A 20,097-nucleotide genomic window follows, 5' to 3' on the forward strand; every position below is an offset into this window, starting at 1 on the left:
GGAGTACAATATGACCGCCCGTCTGTCTTGGGTAGTGTATATCCAATATTTTGCTATCGGTGTCCTGCTGTATTTATTTGTCGTTTCATCGGCATTTTCGATTATATCGGGGCTACTCGGCTTGGCTTTGGGAAAAGTTGCCGCCCAGAGTGTATTTTACGGGTTGACGTTGCTGTATTTGTCCGGCTTCGGATGGGTGATGTTCCAACTGAGCCGCTGTCGCGCCTATGTTGATGAAACAGGAGTATGGTATTACAGCGGCCTGCTGCCCTGGGCAAAAGGCATACGCGGCATACGGTGGGAAAACTTCGATCAAGTACAGTATGGGCAAAGCGTCTTTGGATGGGCTGCCCATAGCTACACCGTTTACCTGTTGGACAGATACGGTAGAACTGTTACCATTAGAAATCTGTACAACGGACGCGATTGGAGTGCCGAAGTAAACAATTATGCTTTTGAGCATATAAGGTAAGCCCAAAAGGAGAATCCATCATGAAAATGCTGTTAGGAATAGGTGTGGTATGGGCACTGGTTTTGGTTGCCTACTTCAACCGGGATAGTAACATTGCTCCGGCAATTATGATGATTTTGATTTTTCCCGCTGCATTGTTTGCAGTGGCCTGTTCCGGTCGTCGCCGTGATTGGTACGACGACTGATTTTAGACGACAACAGCTAAAGCCCGACAAGATATCTTGTCGGGCTTTATGTTTACCGACAAGGAATACCGCTATGAAGAAAGTTATATTACTGGCAGTTTTGGCTGCCATTCTCTCGGCCTGTTCATCATCACCCAAACAGCCTTACGGACAGGCTTTTCCGATTAACGCTCAACAGAACGGGATGAAATAATGTTCAAACGCAAATCCAATAAACAACCTCAAACACCCGAGCAATTGCAAAAAGAGCAGAAAAAAAGCGTTCATAAAGAAGTGAACCAAATGATCAACATGGCTTTAGGTTTTGAAAAATCTCTCGTTGACGAAGCTCAGAAGAATGCACGCACTTGGAAACGGGTAGGTATCGGCAGCCTTGTCATTGTCGGTTTAGCAGTTGCTGCCGTTATGGGGCTGACACCATTAAAGGAAGCCGTGCCTTATGTTGCCCGCGTCAATGATACTACCGGAGCGGTGGATATCATGACCACGATAAAAAATAAAGAAATGAAATATGACGAAGTAACTAACCGTTATTGGCTTTCGCAATATGTCCGTTATCGTGAAGCATACGACTGGAACACGATTCAGGCCACTTATGATGCAACCAATCTGCTTAGTTCTCCCGCGATACAGACTGAGTTCAGAAACATCTACAACCATGCTGCCGCGCCGCATAAGATGTTGAAAAACCATTTTAAAACAACGGTAAAAGTAACCAATATCTCGTTTGTAGGTGATATGGCTCAAGTTCGTTTTGAAAAGAGAACCATACCGGTAGGGGCGGATGCGGATACCAAATCTGCACCTCCGCAAAAGATGATTGCCACAATGGCATTTGAATTCAAGTCAACACCGATGAGTGAAGCCGACCGCCTGATAAATCCGCTGGGCTTTCAGGTGTTGAGTTACAACGTCACTGAAGAGGTTGCACCATGATAAAACCTACCTTGTTGATAACCGGCCTGATGGCCGGTTTTTCGTTTCAGACGGCCACGGCCGCAGTCAATCCCAAACATTCCTCTTTCGATACAAGGATTCAGCATGTCAATCACAATCCCTACGATGTGGTTGTCGTTAGAGCAAAAGTTGGTTATGCCTCACTGCTTCAGCTGGAAGAAGGTGAAACGGTTGATGTGGCTAATCCTGTCAATGAAGGTTTGGTGACCGGCTACGGTAAGGCATGGGGTTTTTCTGTCCGTGGCAACAATATTTTTTTCAAGCCGACGAAGCCGCAACCGGCAACCAATCTGCTGATGGTTTCCAATAAAAACCGCCGCTATTCGCTCGATTTGAAAATGTCCAATCAAAACCACCCGCCAACCTATGTACTCGAATTCCGCTATCCGAAAGAAGCGCGCAAACGACAGCAGGCCGAGATGGCTAAATACGCCAACGCGGAAGCCGTACTTCGTATGGAGGAAGCACGCAATCCCGTTCGTAAAGGATACAACCTTGACTATTGGGGGCGGGGTAAAAAATCGTTGGCACCAACGGAAATTTACGACAACGGACGCTTTACCTACTTCCGTTTCGATAATGCAAAAGACCTGCCTGCGGTATTCCGGGTTAAAGCCGACGGTACGGAAGCTGCCGTCAACAGCCACGTTGAAGGTGATACTTTGGTTGTACATGAAACAGCCAAGCATTTTGTACTGCGTTTGGGTAAATCGGTTCTCGGCATCGAAAACCGCAGTTACAACCCCAAAGGTAAATTCAACATTACCGGTACGACCCAAAGTCGCACTGTACGCATGAAAAAGGAGAAGAAATGAGCCGTAATCATATTCCTTCCGAAGAAGACCGTCAGACCCTGCAAGAGCGCATCGGCGATAACACTATCGAACGCGGTATCCCTACAAACCTCAATACGAAAAAAAAGAACAGTATGCTGGGTTTTGTGCTGTTCCTTATAGGCTTGATGGTTGCAGGCTTGGCTATCGGCGGCTTGATGATGTTTGCCGGCGGTTCTGACGAAACACCGGTTAAAAAAGAGGGGGCTGAAGTAGATTAGCCCTAAACACCACACCAAAGCCGCAAAGTTTTTAACTGCTGCCTTGGTGTCCCGAAGTTAAAACGAAACTCACATTCTTTCAAGAACAGAGGAAAAGATTTTCGGTCGATTCCGTTGTATTTGCGCAAGACACGTTTCGCCTGATTCCAAAAATTCTCAATGCCGTTGATATGGTTGTGTCGGTCGGCAAACTTTTTGCTGTGATTAATCCTGTGATGGTGAAAACCGCTGACATCCAACACGTCGTAACTGCTCAGGCAGTCCGTATAAACTACGCTATCAGGTGTAATTTTCCTTGTAATAACAGGAAATAAACTTTCCTTTCGGGCATTATTCACTACAACCGTATAAACCTTACCTCCACGTTTAAGGATACCGAAAACCACCACTTTACCTGCTGCTCCCCTACCGCGCTTTCCTTTACGCTTACCGCCGAAATAGCTCTCATCCAATTCTATAGCGCCCTCAAAAACCTGATCTGCTTCCAAAGCCAAATGATGGCTGATAACAAGACGGATTTTACGGTAGAAGAGAATAGCCGTATTGGGCTGAATACCCAAGATATCGGCAGCAGAACGTGCGGTTACTTCCAATACAAAATATTCAAGCAGTTTTCTTTGCAGACTCTTCTTTAACTTACAGTGGGTTATCTTCATTTTGGCAGCCTATCATGACTGCTAATCTACGTCAGCCCCAAAAAGAGGAAGAAACTGTCAATAATAAAGCCGGTAGTAAAAGCTTTGCATCTGAACAGGAAGAAATCTTGGAAATGACGCAAAAGCCCGAAATTACCGCTTCAGAACCTGCGAAAGAAGAAAAAGTTGCAGCTGCTTCTTCTGTATCCGACAAGGTAACTATCAATGAAACCTCAATTCCGGCTCAAGTTCCGCCGCCACCCGACGAACGTTTGGATTCGGACTTGTCTCCACAAGGGCTAGGCAATTCCGGCAGCAATGCAGCCGGTCAAATTGCGTCAATTGGGGAAAGAGGTAGCATGGATGGGAATCTTTCTACCGGTAACATCTCTTCCCCTTCTGATAACGCCTTAACAGCCAAGTTGCGTCCCGGAGCATATCAGACGGCGTTAGCAGAAAGCCGTGGCGATTTAACGTATGTATTGGGTAGAGGTACAGGGATTCCTTGTGTTACCACAAGCAAAATTGTAACCACTCATCCCGGCTTAGCCCGCTGCCAAGTAACCAAAGACGTATATTCTGCGAACGGCAAAACACTTTTGGTCGAGCGCGGTTCAACCGTCATCGGAGAGCAAACCTCCGCATTGACGCAGGGTCAGGCACGGGTGTTTGTTTTGTGGAACACCCTTGAAACACCTGAAGGTATCCGTGTGGCGATAGACAGTCCCGGCGGTGATGCGCTTGGTGCGTCAGGCCATCCGGCTAAAGTCAAACACCATTTTTGGCGCAGAATCGGCGGTGCGGTCATGATCAGCATGATACAAGATGTTGTGGCTGTCGCAGGAAACCGCCGTAGCAGCAAGGGAACCGATGTGAGTTTTGAAAGCACAACAGAATCCGCTCAGGACTTGGCAACCGAGATATTGAAAAACAGCATTAATATTCCGCCGACAGGTTATGTCAATCAAGGCACGGAAATCATGATTTTTGCTGCCCGCGATGTCGATTTTTCAGGGGTATATGAAAATATTACCGTTCCGGGTGCCTACTGACCACAAGCCGTTTCCCATATGGGAACGGCTTTTTTGAGGTATCCACAATAAGTATTTTGAGAGAAAGATATGGCTCACGACAATTCAGTATCATCCCGAAATTTATTGGAAAAGTTACGACTGACTGAATATCTCAATATGCCGGGAATAACGGAAGTATTTATTAACCGGCCGGGCGAAGTATTTTTGGAAGGTGCCGATGGCCGCCGCCGATTAGAAAGAGAGGATTTGACTTTCCATACATTGGAAAAGTTGGCGAACACTTTGTGTACTTATAACAAAAAATATATCTCCCACGAATCTCCCATTCATTCCGTTACCTTACCTGATGGCGAACGTGGTCACATCATGATGCCGCCTTCCTGCGAAGACGGAACAATGGTGTTCGCCTTCCGTAAACCATCGAACAACCGTTTCAGCTTGGATGACTATATCAATACAGGCCGTCTGAAAGACTTTAACGATGTATCATCTCACGGTGTACCTGAACGTCGTATGGCATCCGAAATTGAAATTGACAGCCGTTATGTCCGTGATGTTTGCGACAAGATGAAGTTGCCGCACGATGTAAAGTTGGCTGACTGGCAGTATAAGATGTTGGAACACAAAGCCAATGGGAATTTGGTCGAGTTTTTTAAAATAGCGATTGCCCGTAAGTTAAATATCTGCATGGTTGGCGGCACGGGTTCCGGTAAAACCACGTTTACTAAAGCCCTTGCCGACTTAATTCCCGAAAACGAGCGTTTGATTACCATTGAAGACACGCACGAATTGAGCCTGCCCAACCATCCTAACCATGCCCATCTTTTTTATAAAGAACACATTTCGGCCAAAATGATCGTTGCTGCCTGTATGCGGCTGAAACCTGACCGTATATTTTTGACAGAGCTTCGCGGTGATGAAGCATGGGATTACTTGGCCGCACTCAATACGGGACACCCGGGTGGGTTAACTTCGGTCCATGCCAATGATGCCCGCTCCGTTCATTATCGTATCGCGCAGCTGGCGATGGAATCTCCGGCAGGGAAAAGTATGGATCATTCGTACATACTGAATACTGTTCGGGCAACCATTGATGTGATTTGTTACTTTGAAAAAACCCGCATGACCGAGTTGTATTTCGATCCGGTTGAAAAATTCTATGCCATGAGCGGCCGTCTGTGACGGCTGTTTTTTTGTAGGTTGAGAAGAAAGGTATTTCAGTGACATTGCCGGTTAATGGGAAAAAACTTTGGTATGTGTGCGGTACGGTTTACGGCTTGGGTGAAGATGGTTTGGCAGATTTAAACAAAGAAATTCGGGCCGTAAGTCGGATTTTCGAGTATGAAATGGGAGACAATTATATAGATATTTTTTATTACATTTTTGCCTTATTTTCAAAACAATTTAACCAAGAAACTGAGGAATTGGTTATTCAAGAATTGTCTATGCTTTCCCGCATACGAAACTCTTCAGATGTCCTGAATACGGAAGCCAGTGATAATCAAAATGACTGCGAAATTATTCATCAATATATACGTTGCTATTGAACATGGTTGTTGCTGCTTTTTTTGCGATTAAAAAAGAAAGGTTTACCAATGACTTCACCTGTTGGAGAAAAATTCAGTTACTTTGTCCGCGCATCTGTTTACAGATCAACAGGGGGGGATTATGCAGATATGAGTAATAAGATTCGTGCTATATCACTCATATTGGAATCTCCCCCCATTCGGGTTTGGGAGGATTTAAATAAATCTATCCTACCTGAGCTTAAAAAACAGTATCACGAGGAAAACGAAATAATCGATATAGAATCGATTGTCCCTGTTTGCTGGCCGCAAACATCCTATATGGTATTAGGCTCCCCGGGGAGTGGTAAAACCGGTCGAACGCATACTGTTCTTAACACTTTTGAAACAGATAAATAAGTCAAAAAGGGGGGAGTATGCCGTATATCAACAAAATCGAAGTCATGGGCAACTTGGCCAAAGACCCAGTGTTACGTTACATGCCCGACGGAACGCCCACAACCAAAATCACAGTCGCCGTTGCCGAAAAATGGACAGATAAAAAAACAAAAGAATTGAAGGAACACGTCGAATGGTTCCCTGTCTTGCTATACGGCCGTCACGCCGAAGTCGTGTGCCAGTATATGAAAAAAGGCGATTGCATACAGGTGTACGGTAAATTGCGGACACGCCCATATACCGACAATAGCGGTATAGAGCGCAACGTAACTGAAGTAATCGCAAACGAAATGCAGATTATCCATACAACCAACCGTCATACACAATCCGGTAATGATGTTCCGCAGGATGGCAGTTTATACAACATGATGTAATCTGACCTTGTTTTTCAGGCCGTCTGAAATTTTCAGACGGCCTTTGATTTGGAGTTTGTCCATGAAGAAATATTTGGTAGCGGCTTTTGTATTCTGTCTGTTGATGGCCGTGTCCGTCTGTGGCGGTTTGTATGTCGGAGCTATGCTTTATACACAATGGTTAGGATTAAAAACCGAACCGTCGGTATTTCTGCTTATCAAATATTGGCAGCATATCGAACAGTTGCCTAAAGGCATGGTTTGGCGGCTGCACGTCTCCAGCGTTGTTGCTGCCTTATTGCCGGTTTTCGTTGTGGTATTGTTTCTGACAGCGTTGTTTTCCCGCCCGAAAAAAGAACTGCACGGCTCGGCGCGCTTTGCCAAGCCCAGTGAAATAATAAAGGCCGGTTTGTTGGAGAAAAAACCGTTACTGTTTTGGCTAAAGCCCAAGCCCGATAAGTATCCTGATTTAATCATGGGAAAGTTTAACGGTGAATATCTGCGTTGGCCGTCTGACAGCCCTGTATATTTGGCCGCACGTCCGCGTAGCGGTAAGGGTGTGGGCTTTGTCATCCCTAATTGTCTGCATTACAACGGAAGCATGGTTGTAAATGACGTTAAAAAAGAGAATTTCTTCATTACGGCTGGGTTCCGAGCTGCCCACGGCCACAAAGTTTATTTTTTCAATCCAAGCGGCACGATGCCGTATCACGACCGCGATCAAAGTGCGCCCCTTATCAGTCACCGTTGGAACCCTCTGACTTATGTGCGGCGAAACCCGATTAATACCTACAAGGATGCTTTGGCGGTGGCAGCGGTGTTTTACCCTCTGCCAACGGAAGACAGAGGAAGCGCAAAATTTTTCCAGTTGGAGGCACAAAAGTTGTTTGCTGGATTGTTGCTGTATTTGATCGAGACTGAAAAGGAGCGCGATTTAAGCCAGCTGGAAAACAAAACCACGATGGCCAACCTGTTCCGCCTCACCACCCCAACAGACGGCAAGACCCTGCAAGAGTGGATACGGGCAGAGTTTGAATTGCGGGCGGCACAACCGGATACAACTCAACTCAGCAACAACTGCAAAACACTGTTATTGGGCTTTGCCAACGCAAATGCCAAAACCAGCGGTGATGTTTTGTCCACCATGACCGCGCCGCTGGCGATTTTTTTGGATCCGGCGGTTGAGGCGGCCACCGGCGGTGATGATTTTTACTTGGATGATGTCCGCCGTAAATTGATGACGATTTATTTGGGGGTATCGCCGGAAGAATTGAAAGTGTACGGTACACTTCTCAATCTATTTTTCAGCCAGCTTGTCGACGTGAATGTCCGGCAGGGGTTGCCCAAAGACAACAAAGATTTGAAATACCAATGCCTGCTGATGTTGGATGAATTTACGGCTCTTGGCCGCATTCGTGCGATTGAAGAAGGTATTGCATATTTGGCCGGTTACGGTATCCGTCCCGTTCCCGTTTTTCAGGCTCCTTCACAAGTTGAGAACGTCTATGGCAAAGCTGCAAGTCAAACGTTCTTTTCCACATTCGCAGCCCGTATCGTTTTTGCCCCCCGGGAGCAACAAGATGCTGAAGAGTTAAGTAAGCTGATAGGCTATTACACCTATAAGGCGAAATCATCTTCCCGTTCGAGAGGCAAAAACAGCAGTAGCACCGGCAGCAACATCAGTGATCAAAAGCGGGCGGTAATGAATCCTGATGAGCTTAAAACGATGTCGAACACTAACTGCATCATCACAATGGAAGGCGTGAATGCCATTTTTGCAGACAGAATCGTTTATCACGAGGATCCCATTTTTAGCGAACGGGCTGACTGGCCTGTGCCGGATGTTCCCGTTTTAGAAGTTACCATTACTAAAAAACAACCGCCGAAAGTGATAACACCGGACTATGTTTCCCCCGAAGATATGGCGAGCTTCAAATGGGAGGAAGCAGCCAACAACGAAGAGATTGCCCGTGCGCTGATTACGGCACTGATTCCGCCGGACAGCAAGCCGGAGTTTGTGGCCGAAGTGGTGCCGGTCATCATCCAAAACTGGGGTGAAGGCAGAATGGCCATCGTGTCGGAAATCCTGAAAAACACTTCGACAGACGACAAGCCGAAAGCGGCTTAATTTAGGCTTGAATTAAAGACGGTCCTTTGTGTCCGTCTATTTTTTTGGAGATTGAAGATGAAGAGAATTGTGTTGGTAACAGGGGGAACGGAACGGCAACGTAACCGCTATATTGCAAGTCAGCAGAATCAAACAAAGAACAGGGATATCAGAGCCGTTTTAGCACTCGGCAATGAAGAAATACTGCATGATTTGGAACACGCATGGGGTGTTGATTTATATATCGGCATGAATAATACCGAACACATTGCGCAAGAAGTTTTGGATAAGGTAACGGAACGTGTCCACCTTTCACATGAAAACGGACAGCTTACAGTTATTGAAACAGATAATTCAGGAAAAGAAATCAAATATAAATTTGATAACGATGCAGATATTTCATGTTGGCAGGCGATTACACATACCCAAATAGTCATTATAGGTAATAGTGATGATGGTCGGACAATTTTTCCCTCTGAACTGTTAAATGAAGATGGTTGCGATGCGGCCTTTGCTTTCGCCGTATTGCTCGCAACAAGAGAATTGCATGATCCTTTTGCGCATTTGGACACTGAAATTGGCAGCCGACTGGATAAGTTGTTTTCTTATAAACTCAATACCGTTTCTTATGATCCGAAGACACGCACCGGATTTGCATCAATACGCGACTATCCGCCTCCAGCCGTTGGAACGATTCGGGGACTTCCTGAAGATAGATAAAACTGCATTTACTCGTCTGAATTTAATATGCCCATTTATTTTTAAACCCTTATAAAGCCGCAAGCGGAAGCTGCTAAATTAACGTTTATACACAGGCCGTCTGAAAATTTCAGACGGCCGTTTTAATTTTGGAGAACAGTTATGAGCAACTACGATGACATCCGTAATGCACTAACTTATATCGATGCCCATGACCGCGACACATGGATACAGATTGGCTCAGCCCTGAAAGACGAGCTGGGCGAAGAAGGTTTTAACCTGTGGGACAGCTGGTCTCAAGGAGCGGATAACTATAATGCCCGTGATGCTAAAACAGCTTGGAAATCATTCAAACCCGGGCTGGTACACATTGGCTCTCTGTTTTATCACGCCCGTGCCAACGGCTACCGTTCCGACAAACCCTATACGCCGCCGTCGCCCGAAGAACAGGCGCGGATTCAGGCAGAGCGGGAAGCGGTGCGTTTGGCCGAAGAACAAGCCCGTGCCGAACGCAAGGAACAAGTAAAACATCTCGCCCAACGGATTTGGGCAGGTGCTACACCTGCCGACATCAGCCACCCCTACTTGGCAGCCAAAGGCATTACGGATCCGGCCACAATTGCCGGGCTGCGACAAAACATGTATCAGGGCGACAATAATCTGTTGGTGCCCGTGTATTACAACCGCGAGATTGTCAACATCCAGTCCATCAATCAGGATGGCAGCAAGCGGTTTTTGGCCGACGGCCAAGTACAAGGCGGTTTTGCGGTAGTGGGCGACGCCGCCAACACCCAAAACGGTATCGTAATCGCCGAAGGTTTTGCGACGGCCGCAAGTATCCACCAAGCCACGGGTAAAACCGTTATCGTGGCGTTCCATGCCGGAAATATGGTAACGGTATCGGAACGTTTATCCAAAAGTTTGCCTGAAAACGTACCTGTTACGCTTGCAGTAGATAACGATGCCAGTCAGACAGGTATGAAAAAGGCTTTACAGGCAGCGGCATACTTCGGCGGTCGGGCACAGGTTGTCGAACCGGAATTTACCATGACCCAAATCAGACAATACCAACAGGAAAACGGCATGGACGAACAAGGCCGCCCCAAGCTGCCGAGCGATTTTAACGACTTGCACCATTTGGCCGGTATCGAAGCAGTGCGTGAAAAAATGGAAGCGGCTTTCAGACGGCCTGAAGCGGCACCCGCTGTCGCGCCGGAAGTCGGGCAACCGCGCCCCGCAGCCGCATCCGCCATGACAGATGAAGAGTGGGCAGCCGTAGTTGCCGAAGAAGCCCGCTTGTCGGGCTATTCCGCGCCGCCGCCCGCCGAACCGCCACACCAAGCCGCCCAAACTGAGGCGGCTTCTGTTTTACAGGAGCAGGCACAAGAGATGAACAGTAACGAACATGATGCAGTTGGGACGGAAGCCGCTTCGGGAAAGCCGTCTGAAAACGCCGCCTTGCCGGAAAATACCATCGAATATACTGCGCTGCGTCGGGGCAAAGAACCCGAACCCTATCAGGGTGTGGATCCCGATCACGTTTTCGGCAGAGGCCGTACCGCCGACGGGGTATCCGGCCATTCGTATTATGAAGGTGATTTCAAACACTATGAAATGCACGATCCACGCACCGATACCCAGTATTTGCAGGATACACCGGAAAAAATCCAAGCCGATTTGGATAAAGCGGGCGATATAGGCGAGTATGAAGGCGTAACCCACGACGGTGAATTGATTACATTCCGTAAAACAGAAGCGGGCTGGGAATCGCCCCTTCCGGGTAACGCCCCGGAGAAAAACGAAGGGATACCCGAACATGATGCCGCATCAGTCAAAAAGCCCGTGACTGATTTGAATTACCGTATCCCGCCGGAAAGCATTGAGAGCCGTTACGTTGTTGCCGGTGGCAAATATTTGTCGGCAGCCAACCACACTACCGTGATGTTTGTGGATGCGGGTAAAAAAATCAGTACCGCCAAAACCGATATGCAAACCATCAACGATATGCTCGAGGTGGCCAAAGAGAAAGGCTGGGACAGCATCAAAATCAGCGGCAGCCAAGAGTTTAAATCCATGATGTATGTGGCGGCTGAAAGCCGGGGTATCCGCACCACCGGATACCGCCCCAAACCCGAAGACTTGGCCTTGTTGGAGCGGATGCGGCAAGAGCGGTCACTGAATGCCATCGAACCGCAGCCCGAACGCGCACCGGCAATAGAGCCGGTAAAGGAAAAGGTTGCGCCCGCCCCATATCCCGGCGATAAGCGGCAAAAGCCGTCTGAGACCCAAGCGGACGCAGCGGCCAAAACCGCATCGGCCGCAGAAGTGGGCGAACGGATTGTGGACGTTGGCACGGCACATTACCGCCACAACCCTAAAGAGCAACTCAGTCCGTATATCGTGTTGGAGCGCGAGGGCAAGGAACGCACCGTTTGGGGCGTGGATATTCCCGATGCAATGGCACGCAGCGGAGCCGAAGTCGGCGACCGCATCCACTTGCACAAGTTGGGTAAACAACCGGTTGAGATTGAAGTAGCTGTCCGTGATGAAAACGGCCAAGTTACCGGTACCGAGAAAAAAGAAGTTGAGCGCAATCTTTTCAGAATGGAGATCGTGCAAGACAACCGGCAGCAGCAGGAGAAAGAAACGCCGGCTAAAGGCGAGCAAAAGGTGTCCACCAAGCCCGATGTGGAGATGCTGTCGAAGGCAGATAAGATGATGGCGCAGAATGAATTGCCGTCTGACGCTACGATCAATTCTTCCCCTGCCGCCGATACACAGCTAGGCGTTCCCGTGCAAGCCGTCGGGCAGTCCGAAATCCGCTCCGAAGTGGTTATACAGGCAAACCGTATGAAAACGGCTGCTTTGGAGACAAACTATCTGTCGGCCAAAGCGGTTTACGCGGATAAGGCAGCCAAGTTGTCTAAAGCGAACAAACAGCACCTGCAATGGCACGAGCGAAATGTTCTAGACACCATCCGCGGCCTGAAAGGTGATGCCCGCACGTTGGCATTGACCAACTATTATGAGCATACGGCCAAACAGATGAGCGGTTCCAAGCTGAAACTGCCCAAGCCGATTAAGCAGCCCGCCCATCAGCAAACGCCGACCAACCAAACAACCGAACGCAACCAACAGCATGAACGTTCGCAAGGTAAAGAAATGGAAATTGAGCGTTAATGCTGCTCCTTTGAGATAAGGCCGTCTGAAATTTCAGACGGCCTTATCCGTTGACAAAACAAAGCCGTATCAGGCACGATAGCCCTATCCAATCTTTTGAAAGAGGTTCCGCGATGGCAGAAACCGCATTGAAACTTGATCCGAGACTTTCGGAATTCGATTCCCCGAACGAAGCCGATTCTTACCTGCAATGGCTTGAAAACAAGGTCGAGTCCGCCCGTGCTGCTTCCACAGTCAGCCATGAAGAAGCATTAGCGCACTTTGAGCAGCAACGGATGAAGAGACTGGAACGCCTGAAAAATGCACATCATTGAATGGTCGGCAGGCGCATTGTCTGATGTTGACGATATTCTCGACTTTATTTTTGCAGACAATCCTCATGCAGCCGTTGAAATGGATTTGCTGATACATGATTCGGTTCAGCATTTGTCCACCCTGTCGTATATAGGCAGAAAAGGTCGCGTGGCCGATACCAGAGAATATGTGATACACCCTAATTACTTGATTATTTACGAAGTATCCCCAAGCCGTGTGAAAATCCTGTCGGTACTTCATGTACGGAAAGAATATCCGTAACCTTATATTTTGTTTATCGCCTATGGCCGTCTGAAATTTCAGACGGCCATATTCACATTTGAACCATACCGCCCGGACATCGCAGTTCAGGCTTATTTTGTTTCGGAGTAAGTACATGGAGAACGAAAGCAAACCCGCCGACAGTAAACGCATGGAGATTTTGCAGCAGTCTTTGGCCAAAAAGCAGACTGCTTTCGACAACAAATTACAGGCGCATTTCGACGACGTGCAGTCTGCAAACGGCCAACCGCTTAACGACAAGCGCAACGGCCAAGCGACCATGAACCGTTGGGAACGACAGAATGAGAGTTTGCGCACTCTTCAAAAAAGCATCGAAAAAACAGAGGCGGCCATTGAGCGGGAGCAGCGGAAAATTGATTATGTCGCACGCACCCCGATTCCCGAATTTTTAAAGCCTATGTTGGAAGCGGGAGAAATTACGCAATGGCGCAAGTATCCCAACCGCTTTTTCGTGCCGGGCGTGGAAAAAGCCCGTATTGTGTGGCACGAAGACAAACAGGAGTTCGGTTACAGTCATTTGCAAGGCGTTAAAGGGGAACAATACGCCAAATTCCGCGATACCTATAATCATATCCGTGCCCTGCATAAGCAGGAACGCGAAAAAACGCTGAAAACAAACAGTATGGAAAACCCCGCTCAAGATACCGTTGCCGATAAAGCATGGCAATCTGCTTCGCCGGACAATGTTTCAGACGGTCTCTTTACAGAGCCATCTGAAAAAAGTTTAAGTAGCTCAATGAGGCCGTCTGAAACCGTTCAGACGGCCTTTTCCAATGGCGTGTCGGAGCAAAGTCCGCAAGGCAGCTTGAATGTACTCAAACACCAATACCTGATGCAGACGGCCACGTTGTCAACGGCAGACAAACAGCACCGCACCGTTTTGGAACATGCGTTGGAAAAAACCATCGCCGACTTGCCTGCCGATGTGCAATTACAGGCACGGATTAATTTTTACCGTTCGCAAACGCAGGCAGCCGCAAATAAATATGAGGTTACGGTGGAGCGGCAACCTGAAACCGGTATTGAGCGGTGATTCTGAATAGCGTTTGTAGATTAGCCTGCATCTATACGCGATGCAGGCTTTTTCAGGATGTATGATTTATGAATGAAACAGCTAACCAAGCGAAATCAATACCTGTCAGGGTGTTTGGTCTAAAAGAACACGAATTACAATCTCTTCGCGAAGTGGCCTTTAAACGTTTCGGGAAAGCCAGTGTATCTTTATTGGCCAAAAAACTGTTGCAGGCGGAGTTGGAAGCAGCCGCCGAACCCGATCCGGTACAACTGCCGCCACCCAAATGTAAAAAGCGCATCACCCTGCGCCTACCTGATAAAGACCGTGCTTATCTTGAGGCGGCAGCGGAGACACGTCGCGGCTCCATCAATGATGTCGTCAGAGATATTATCCAATCCCATATCTCGCATCATCCGATTTTGTCGGCATTTGAAGCCGACGTGCTGTCGCAGTCGAACTACCAATTGGTCATGATAGGCAGAAACCTCAACCAAATCGCCCGCCGTCTGAATGCGGGCGAAAACATATCTTTAAGCAGCCAACAGATTACCGACCTGAAAAAGTTCATTGATGCCCACGTCGGCAATGTAAACCACGTGCTGCAAACCAACCGCCGCAGGAAGCGGGAGTAACCGGAAGGAGTGAGGATGACATTGCACCGAAAAATAGACGATTGGTTTTTGGGTTATAAAACCCGTGCCGTCAAAGCCAAAAAAGACGGCGGGCTGTATTTCGGCAATGGGCGGCGCAGCCATGCCAAGCCGTTGAAGCCCGGTAGCGGTTTGGCCAACTTGCGCGCCGCCGCACTTAAACACCCGGAAGTTATGGTTAAAATTCCCAAGCGGCTCAGTAACAATTCCAAAGGTATGAAAGGTGTCCGCAACCATTTGGATTATGTATCGCGTAATGGCGAAGTGCCGCTGGAAACGCAATCCGGCGAAAAGCTGGTTGGAAAACGTGCAGTCATGGATTTTGCAGACGACTGGCGGAAACTCGGCATTCCCGAAGAAAGCAAACATAAGGAAGCACTCAATATTGTGCTGTCTATGCCCGAAGGCACGCCGCCGGATGCGGTGTTGAATGCCGCCCGCAACTTCGCCGCCGAACAATTTGCCGGGCATCAATATGTGTTCGGCCTGCACCACGACAGCCACGATCCCGACGAGCCGAAGCACCCTCACGTCCACTTGTGCGTGTTGATGCGGGACGAGTTCGGGCAGCGGCTTAACCCGCGCAAAGCCGATCTGTTCGAGTGGCGCGTCCGTTTTGCCGAAAAGTTACGCGAAGAAGGAGTGATGTGCGCGGCCACCAAGCGCATACACCGGGGAAAAGTCCAAAAACCGGAAAACAGCCTGCTGCGTGCCATGCGGCAGCGTGGTGTGTTGTCCAATGTGGCAAGACAACAGGCCGTCGAATTGATAGAAGCCTTGAAAAACAATGACCGCCCCAAGCATCCGTATCTAAAAGAAACCATACAGACGCGCGGCATTGTCCTGGAGCAATACGGCCAAATAGCCAAAGAGCTTTATAAGATGGGCAATAAAACCGAAGCCCGCATCATCAGCCAACTGGCAAAAGAAGTGGCCGGGCAATCGTTTAATACCCTGGCGCAGAATCAATACGACAGTATCCACAATAAGCGCCCCGATCTTGAAAAATTGCAATCTCAGGCAATGGTATTCCGCGACAAGCAAGATAAGGATATTCAGCGTTAAACTAAAATAAAATCAAGATATTGATTTAATTAAATTTATTATTATTATGATATTTAATATAACTTCTATTATGTTTAGAAAAGAAGGTTTTTTGATGCAGTCAGAACTTTGAGTACAGAAACAGAATCAAATCTTTTCTAGTATTAATTTGTTACTTAGTATTTAGTTCGGAGGGTGCAATGCAAAAGTCTTTATTAAGTTTTATTGTAACTACATCTGTGGTTCTGTTTCCTCAAACTGTATCTGCCAAAGTGTTTACTGACAAAGCTCAATGTTATATTCAAATACACGATAAAAGTTTGGATCCTTCTAAGACACCTACAAAAACTTTTGGTACTGCAACTTCCAAAGTATCACAAAACGATGCTTGTAAAGAAGCCAAAAGGGTTGCAACACAAAAAGCACCTCGTGGCACTTATCCTAGACACTGTTTTTGCGACAGCGAAAAAAATGGTAGAAAGTGAAAACGATATTTTGAAACAATAAAACCAGTCAGGAAAAAGTATTAATATTTAGGAGATGGAAATGTTCTATGAAATCAAAACATTCACCCTACCGGTGATTGAAATTGATGATGATGTTTTAGTTTTTCGTGTAGAAATTACACAAAAGGATAACCAATACTTTGGACAACTGTTGAGACGGGAAATTTATCGACTCAAACCTACTTACGCACCGGAGGAAGTTGTTGCAGATGAAGAAATTTATGTACTGGATTACCATACAATTCCCCCGTTTGAGCAGCAGGTATTTAATAGCATAGATGACTGTTTAAATTATGCTCATAGTTATTTACAGGATTTTTTTAATCAAAAAAGTCATAAGTGATATAACTTGTAATATTCCCAAAACACCGCTCAGCGGTGTTTTTTTATGGATATTAAAAGGACGAAAATGAAGCATCACAACCAATCCATTCTTCATATTGGCGACTGCCGCCTTGTACTCCCCCGGTTGGCCCGGCAAGGCGTGAAAGTTCAAACCTGCATTACCTCACCGCCGTATTACGGTTTGCGCGATTACGGCTGTAACGGACAAATCGGCTTGGAGCCGACCGTGAATGAGTATGTCGGCAATTTGGTAGAAGTGTTCCGTATGGTGCGTGATGTATTGGCCGATGACGGAACCTTATGGCTCAACCTCGGCGACAGTTATGCAGGCAGCGGCAAAGGCCGCAATGCCGACGGCAGCCCGTTTAGCGGATATCAAGATTCATTTCAGACGAGAACCCAACTGACAGGCCGTCTGAAAAGCACACCGCTATCAGACGGTCTCAAAGCCAAAGACCTGATCGGCATTCCGTGGCGCGTCGCCCTGGCTTTGCAGGCAGACGGCTGGTATTTGCGCCAAGATATTATTTGGCACAAAACCAACCCGATGCCCGAATCCGTCACCGACCGCTGCGTCCGCTCACACGAATATCTCTTCTTGTTATCCAAAAACAATCGTTACTACTTCGATCATGAAGCCATCCGGGAGCCTTCGGACAGTTACGAACGCCCCGGCGCAAACCGACAAAATGATTTCTGCCGGACGAAAGGCAAATACACGGCAATGCCGAATCCCGGCCAGCGTGCAACCCAACACCGCAGTAACCGCGAGCACACACCTGTACGAAGACCTTGATTCCGCTTTACGGGATTTTTGTGCCTATGAGCATTTGGGCGCACGTCTCTATTTAATCAATGATGCGGGCGAAAAGGAATATTGGTTTTGGGATTTTTGGCATCGGTACGGCTGTTTTCAGACGGCCTGTTTTGATGCCGACGGCCTTTTCCCGTCCGATTATCAGAAAGTGAATTGCGAGAGGGTTTTGCAAAGGTCTCGGCCTGTTTGGGTAGATAACATCCGACGGCAATGCGAGGCTGCCGGAACCGCGTTTTTCTTCAAACAATGGGGCGGGGAGCAGACGGCATAAAGCGCAGTAAGCGTGCCAATGGATGTTTGCTCAATGGGGAACTTCAACAGGGGTTTCCTAAATTATTATTCAGCAATTAAGTAAACTAGAAATCAAAAAGGAATCTGATATGAAAAACAAATTACATCAATACCCCACAAATTATATTTTTGATTCAACACTGGGGCGAGATGAAATAACCCCACAGTGGGTAGCCAAACTTAATCAATTGACTACATATCTTGATAAATATCTGAACGGGATTGATAAAATCCATTGGGACTTTTACCGTTATAAAGATGGTTGTTTTTCTGCGGTGGACATGCACGGATTAAACGGAGAAACCTTTTCTCTGACGCTGACGGTAGGAAGAGAGAATGTTTGGCCCTCTAAGCTTTTTGAGGGATTAAAAAAAGCAGAGGATGCAGATATTCAAATGCTGGATACAGTCGATATTCATAAGTTGGTCACTTTCATCCTTCATCAGTACGAGCTGGATACTTGTATATCTGAAAACAATCAATTATGTTTTTTTAGGCGTACCAATTAATCTAAAAAAATTCAAATCAGAGATAGTTATTTGTATTTCCTTCCAACCGGAATCAAATTTATACTCAGTAACGATGTTAGGCTTTGGTATAAAATACGCTGTCAAACTTTCAAATTTCTCATAATTGTTCAATATATCAAGCAGAGCATTACGATGGCGGTATTCGCGTATTTGCTCTGGCGATATATAAATAGTGACTGCTAGCTCATTTATTTTCGCCCAGAACTTAACTCTAAAACCTGTTCCATATTTTTTTATTCCATTATTGTTGGAAAGCTGGCCAAATAATATGCAGTCATACTCATGTTCTTCATTGTCCAGTATTAATGCATATTTGATTAACCGAAAATACTTATAGAAATTGGTATCTCCTAAGCCTGTTACGTGCAATGGGATTTCTTTTAAGTCATTTAAATTTGGCAGTACTTTTGCAAGTTCATAGTGATATTGGCAAATTTTTTGAAAGGAATGAGTTGTTCTTCCATGGCTGCCCGTATGTATTTTGTCTTGGGACTGGGAGGAGGGATTGACTGTATTTGAACCTAAAACAGTTACTGGACTGCTTTCTGTACGAACCCCGGTATCAGGTTCATAAGGTGTGTATGTTGTAATCCAGTCAGAAACTGTATTGTAAGTTTGTTGCCGGATTACAGCTAAACGTTCTGTTTCACCCGGGTGTGGAGATGGGTGGCTCAGGTAATTATGCATGATTACCCATTCACAATCGGGATGATGTTTATATTCGTGATTTTCTCGGAAATGCATTGCATTTTGCTGTTGAGAGATAGGTTTATCGTAGTTTACCCCTATTATTTTCACACCCTTTTCCCTGCATCTAGGGTCAGAGCAAAGAAACTCAAATCTTTTATAAGGTGCTCCTCCTCTCATAGATTCTTCATGAGCACGGTCAATGTCTACTACATCTCCCAATTCAACGCAGTATGCTTCTGTAATTTTAACTTTCCTCATGCGTCAACCTCATTATTGTTTCTAAAGGATAATTGATAAATAACTTTTAAATACTCAATAAAGAAATACTTCATATACCCTATTCTAATTTTCCTTTTAAATATTCTGTTATCTGATCATAGTTTCGTACTACTCTAAAATTTGGGGAAGCCATCAACAAAGCCTGTTGAGAAGGATTAAACAAAAAGCCATCATCTGCGTAGTCAAGCATAGTGAAATCATTAAAAGTATCGCCTATCGCAATAGAATAAGCATTCCGCTTCTCTTTTAATATTTGTTCCAAGACTTCATATTTCCCTTTCTCTCGCATATAAATCGCGTCAGTAATATATCCTGATTCATCACATGTGAAATGGTTAGGATAAATATTACATACTTCCAAATTTTTAACACTATCCCCAATAATTTCCAAAAAGGCGTCAGTAACAATATAAATGTCAAAATGCATTTTTTGTAAGGATTTTACAAAGTCCAAGGCACCATCTAGTAGCTTAATTTGTTTGGATAACGTGGATAGATGTTGCAATTGAACATTGTTTTTTTTCAGTATTTTGATTCTTTCACTAACCAATTTTTTAAAATCAGGTTCTTCTCTAGTAGTTTTGCCCAACTCCGGCAATCCAAGCTTGTGTGCATAAATTTCCCAAATTTCGGGATACAGTACCCCTTCCAAGTCTAAAAAAGCAAAACGTTCCATAATATTTTCTCCTTGTT

The 20,097-nt window shown here is 46.3% G+C and carries 27 protein-coding genes; 24 read left to right on the forward strand and 3 right to left on the reverse strand.

The features are described from left to right. Positions 1 to 10: 10 nt before the first annotated feature. The 6 genes from LVJ88_RS09085 to LVJ88_RS09110 all read left to right on the forward strand — a co-directional run bounded on the left by LVJ88_RS09085 (position 11) and on the right by LVJ88_RS09110 (position 2,668). Positions 11 to 472: a cytochrome C oxidase subunit III gene (locus LVJ88_RS09085; RefSeq protein WP_085419028.1), complete on the forward strand. Its 462-nt coding sequence runs from the start codon at positions 11 to 13 to the stop codon at positions 470 to 472. Positions 473 to 492: 20 nt separating this feature from the next. After that, complete coding sequence (locus tag LVJ88_RS09090) at positions 493 to 657, forward strand: pesticidal protein Cry5Aa (RefSeq protein ID WP_085390655.1); 165 nt, start codon at positions 493 to 495, stop codon at positions 655 to 657. Positions 658 to 730: 73 nt separating this feature from the next. Beyond that, positions 731 to 850: a lipoprotein gene (locus LVJ88_RS09095; protein ID WP_158087730.1), complete on the forward strand. Its 120-nt coding sequence runs from the start codon at positions 731 to 733 to the stop codon at positions 848 to 850. Beyond that, positions 850 to 1,593 (forward strand): VirB8 family type IV secretion system protein, encoded by a 744-nt coding sequence (locus tag LVJ88_RS09100; protein ID WP_180384088.1) that lies wholly within the window; start codon positions 850 to 852, stop codon positions 1,591 to 1,593. Before LVJ88_RS09095 ends, LVJ88_RS09100 begins: the two co-directional genes overlap by 1 nt. Beyond that, entirely contained in the window at positions 1,590 to 2,429 is an 840-nt protein-coding gene (locus tag LVJ88_RS09105; protein WP_085358498.1) for a TrbG/VirB9 family P-type conjugative transfer protein, read from the forward strand. Before LVJ88_RS09100 ends, LVJ88_RS09105 begins: the two co-directional genes overlap by 4 nt. Further along, positions 2,426 to 2,668: a hypothetical protein gene (locus LVJ88_RS09110; RefSeq protein ID WP_085419071.1), complete on the forward strand. Its 243-nt coding sequence runs from the start codon at positions 2,426 to 2,428 to the stop codon at positions 2,666 to 2,668. Before LVJ88_RS09105 ends, LVJ88_RS09110 begins: the two co-directional genes overlap by 4 nt. A 2-nt stretch (positions 2,669 to 2,670) precedes the next feature. Here the strand turns inward: LVJ88_RS09110 and LVJ88_RS09115 are convergent, their stop codons facing one another. Continuing rightward, positions 2,671 to 3,324 (reverse strand): IS1595 family transposase, encoded by a 654-nt coding sequence (locus tag LVJ88_RS09115; RefSeq protein ID WP_244694147.1) that lies wholly within the window; start codon positions 3,322 to 3,324, stop codon positions 2,671 to 2,673. A 14-nt stretch (positions 3,325 to 3,338) separates the two neighbouring features. Between LVJ88_RS09115 and virB10 the strand changes: the two genes are divergently transcribed. From virB10 to LVJ88_RS09200, 18 genes are all read left to right on the forward strand, one after another. Continuing rightward, entirely contained in the window at positions 3,339 to 4,355 is a 1,017-nt protein-coding gene (gene virB10 / locus LVJ88_RS09120) for a type IV secretion system protein VirB10 (RefSeq protein WP_244694148.1), read from the forward strand. A 69-nt stretch (positions 4,356 to 4,424) separates the two neighbouring features. After that, positions 4,425 to 5,519 carry an ATPase, T2SS/T4P/T4SS family gene (locus LVJ88_RS09125; protein ID WP_085358494.1) on the forward strand — a complete coding sequence of 365 codons (1,095 nt, stop codon included), beginning with the start codon at positions 4,425 to 4,427 and terminating at the stop codon, positions 5,517 to 5,519. A gap of 38 nt (positions 5,520 to 5,557) precedes the next feature. After that, positions 5,558 to 5,884, forward strand: a complete 327-nt coding sequence (locus tag LVJ88_RS09130; RefSeq protein WP_085358492.1) for a hypothetical protein — start codon at positions 5,558 to 5,560, stop codon at positions 5,882 to 5,884. Positions 5,885 to 5,932: 48 nt separating this feature from the next. Next, positions 5,933 to 6,262: a hypothetical protein gene (locus tag LVJ88_RS09135; RefSeq protein ID WP_085419019.1), complete on the forward strand. Its 330-nt coding sequence runs from the start codon at positions 5,933 to 5,935 to the stop codon at positions 6,260 to 6,262. A gap of 17 nt (positions 6,263 to 6,279) precedes the next feature. Next, the gene (locus LVJ88_RS09140) at positions 6,280 to 6,675 is read left to right on the forward strand and encodes a single-stranded DNA-binding protein (RefSeq protein WP_085419020.1); all 396 of its coding nucleotides are present in this window, start codon (positions 6,280 to 6,282) and stop codon (positions 6,673 to 6,675) included. 61 nt (positions 6,676 to 6,736) lie between these two features. After that, on the forward strand, positions 6,737 to 8,782 hold the full coding sequence (locus LVJ88_RS09145; protein ID WP_085419021.1) for a type IV secretory system conjugative DNA transfer family protein: 2,046 nt from the start codon (positions 6,737 to 6,739) through the stop codon (positions 8,780 to 8,782). Between the two features lie 57 nt (positions 8,783 to 8,839). After that, on the forward strand, positions 8,840 to 9,481 hold the full coding sequence (locus LVJ88_RS09150; protein WP_085419022.1) for a hypothetical protein: 642 nt from the start codon (positions 8,840 to 8,842) through the stop codon (positions 9,479 to 9,481). A gap of 141 nt (positions 9,482 to 9,622) precedes the next feature. Continuing rightward, complete coding sequence (locus LVJ88_RS09155; RefSeq protein ID WP_244694149.1) at positions 9,623 to 12,640, forward strand: LPD7 domain-containing protein; 3,018 nt, start codon at positions 9,623 to 9,625, stop codon at positions 12,638 to 12,640. A 113-nt stretch (positions 12,641 to 12,753) separates the two neighbouring features. Further along, complete coding sequence (locus LVJ88_RS09160; protein ID WP_004285818.1) at positions 12,754 to 12,954, forward strand: hypothetical protein; 201 nt, start codon at positions 12,754 to 12,756, stop codon at positions 12,952 to 12,954. Next, the gene (locus tag LVJ88_RS09165; RefSeq protein ID WP_004285819.1) at positions 12,941 to 13,216 is read left to right on the forward strand and encodes a type II toxin-antitoxin system RelE/ParE family toxin; all 276 of its coding nucleotides are present in this window, start codon (positions 12,941 to 12,943) and stop codon (positions 13,214 to 13,216) included. The genes LVJ88_RS09160 and LVJ88_RS09165 overlap by 14 nt, the downstream gene beginning before the upstream one ends. A gap of 115 nt (positions 13,217 to 13,331) precedes the next feature. Continuing rightward, complete coding sequence (locus LVJ88_RS09170) at positions 13,332 to 14,270, forward strand: hypothetical protein (protein WP_085418976.1); 939 nt, start codon at positions 13,332 to 13,334, stop codon at positions 14,268 to 14,270. Positions 14,271 to 14,338: 68 nt separating this feature from the next. After that, positions 14,339 to 14,884 carry a plasmid mobilization relaxosome protein MobC gene (gene mobC / locus LVJ88_RS09175; protein ID WP_050809989.1) on the forward strand — a complete coding sequence of 182 codons (546 nt, stop codon included), beginning with the start codon at positions 14,339 to 14,341 and terminating at the stop codon, positions 14,882 to 14,884. 15 nt (positions 14,885 to 14,899) lie between these two features. After that, a complete protein-coding gene (locus LVJ88_RS09180) occupies positions 14,900 to 15,967 on the forward strand; it encodes a relaxase/mobilization nuclease domain-containing protein (RefSeq protein ID WP_085418977.1) in 1,068 nt (355 codons plus the stop codon). Between the two features lie 179 nt (positions 15,968 to 16,146). Next, a complete protein-coding gene (locus LVJ88_RS09185) occupies positions 16,147 to 16,431 on the forward strand; it encodes a hypothetical protein (RefSeq protein ID WP_125940247.1) in 285 nt (94 codons plus the stop codon). Between the two features lie 61 nt (positions 16,432 to 16,492). Continuing rightward, positions 16,493 to 16,795, forward strand: coding sequence for a hypothetical protein (locus tag LVJ88_RS09190; RefSeq protein WP_107873936.1), 303 nt, complete (start codon positions 16,493 to 16,495; stop codon positions 16,793 to 16,795). Between the two features lie 66 nt (positions 16,796 to 16,861). Next, complete coding sequence (locus LVJ88_RS09195; RefSeq protein ID WP_233127655.1) at positions 16,862 to 17,593, forward strand: DNA-methyltransferase; 732 nt, start codon at positions 16,862 to 16,864, stop codon at positions 17,591 to 17,593. Next, positions 17,487 to 17,885, forward strand: a complete 399-nt coding sequence (locus LVJ88_RS12660) for a DUF5131 family protein (RefSeq protein ID WP_416171761.1) — start codon at positions 17,487 to 17,489, stop codon at positions 17,883 to 17,885. The genes LVJ88_RS09195 and LVJ88_RS12660 overlap by 107 nt, the downstream gene beginning before the upstream one ends. A gap of 109 nt (positions 17,886 to 17,994) precedes the next feature. Then, the gene (locus LVJ88_RS09200; RefSeq protein WP_085418978.1) at positions 17,995 to 18,414 is read left to right on the forward strand and encodes a hypothetical protein; all 420 of its coding nucleotides are present in this window, start codon (positions 17,995 to 17,997) and stop codon (positions 18,412 to 18,414) included. Here the strand turns inward: LVJ88_RS09200 and LVJ88_RS09205 are convergent. Together LVJ88_RS09205 and thrH are read right to left on the reverse strand one after the other, a co-directional pair. Continuing rightward, entirely contained in the window at positions 18,388 to 19,383 is a 996-nt protein-coding gene (locus tag LVJ88_RS09205) for a hypothetical protein (RefSeq protein WP_085418979.1), read from the reverse strand. The genes LVJ88_RS09200 and LVJ88_RS09205 overlap by 27 nt on opposite strands. Positions 19,384 to 19,462: 79 nt before the next feature. After that, positions 19,463 to 20,080: a bifunctional phosphoserine phosphatase/homoserine phosphotransferase ThrH gene (gene thrH, locus LVJ88_RS09210; RefSeq protein ID WP_054617425.1), complete on the reverse strand. Its 618-nt coding sequence runs from the start codon at positions 20,078 to 20,080 to the stop codon at positions 19,463 to 19,465. Positions 20,081 to 20,097 lie beyond the last annotated feature (17 nt).

Source organism: Neisseria dumasiana (assembly GCF_022870885.1).
Classification (GTDB): Bacteria; Pseudomonadota; Gammaproteobacteria; order Burkholderiales; family Neisseriaceae; genus Neisseria; species Neisseria dumasiana.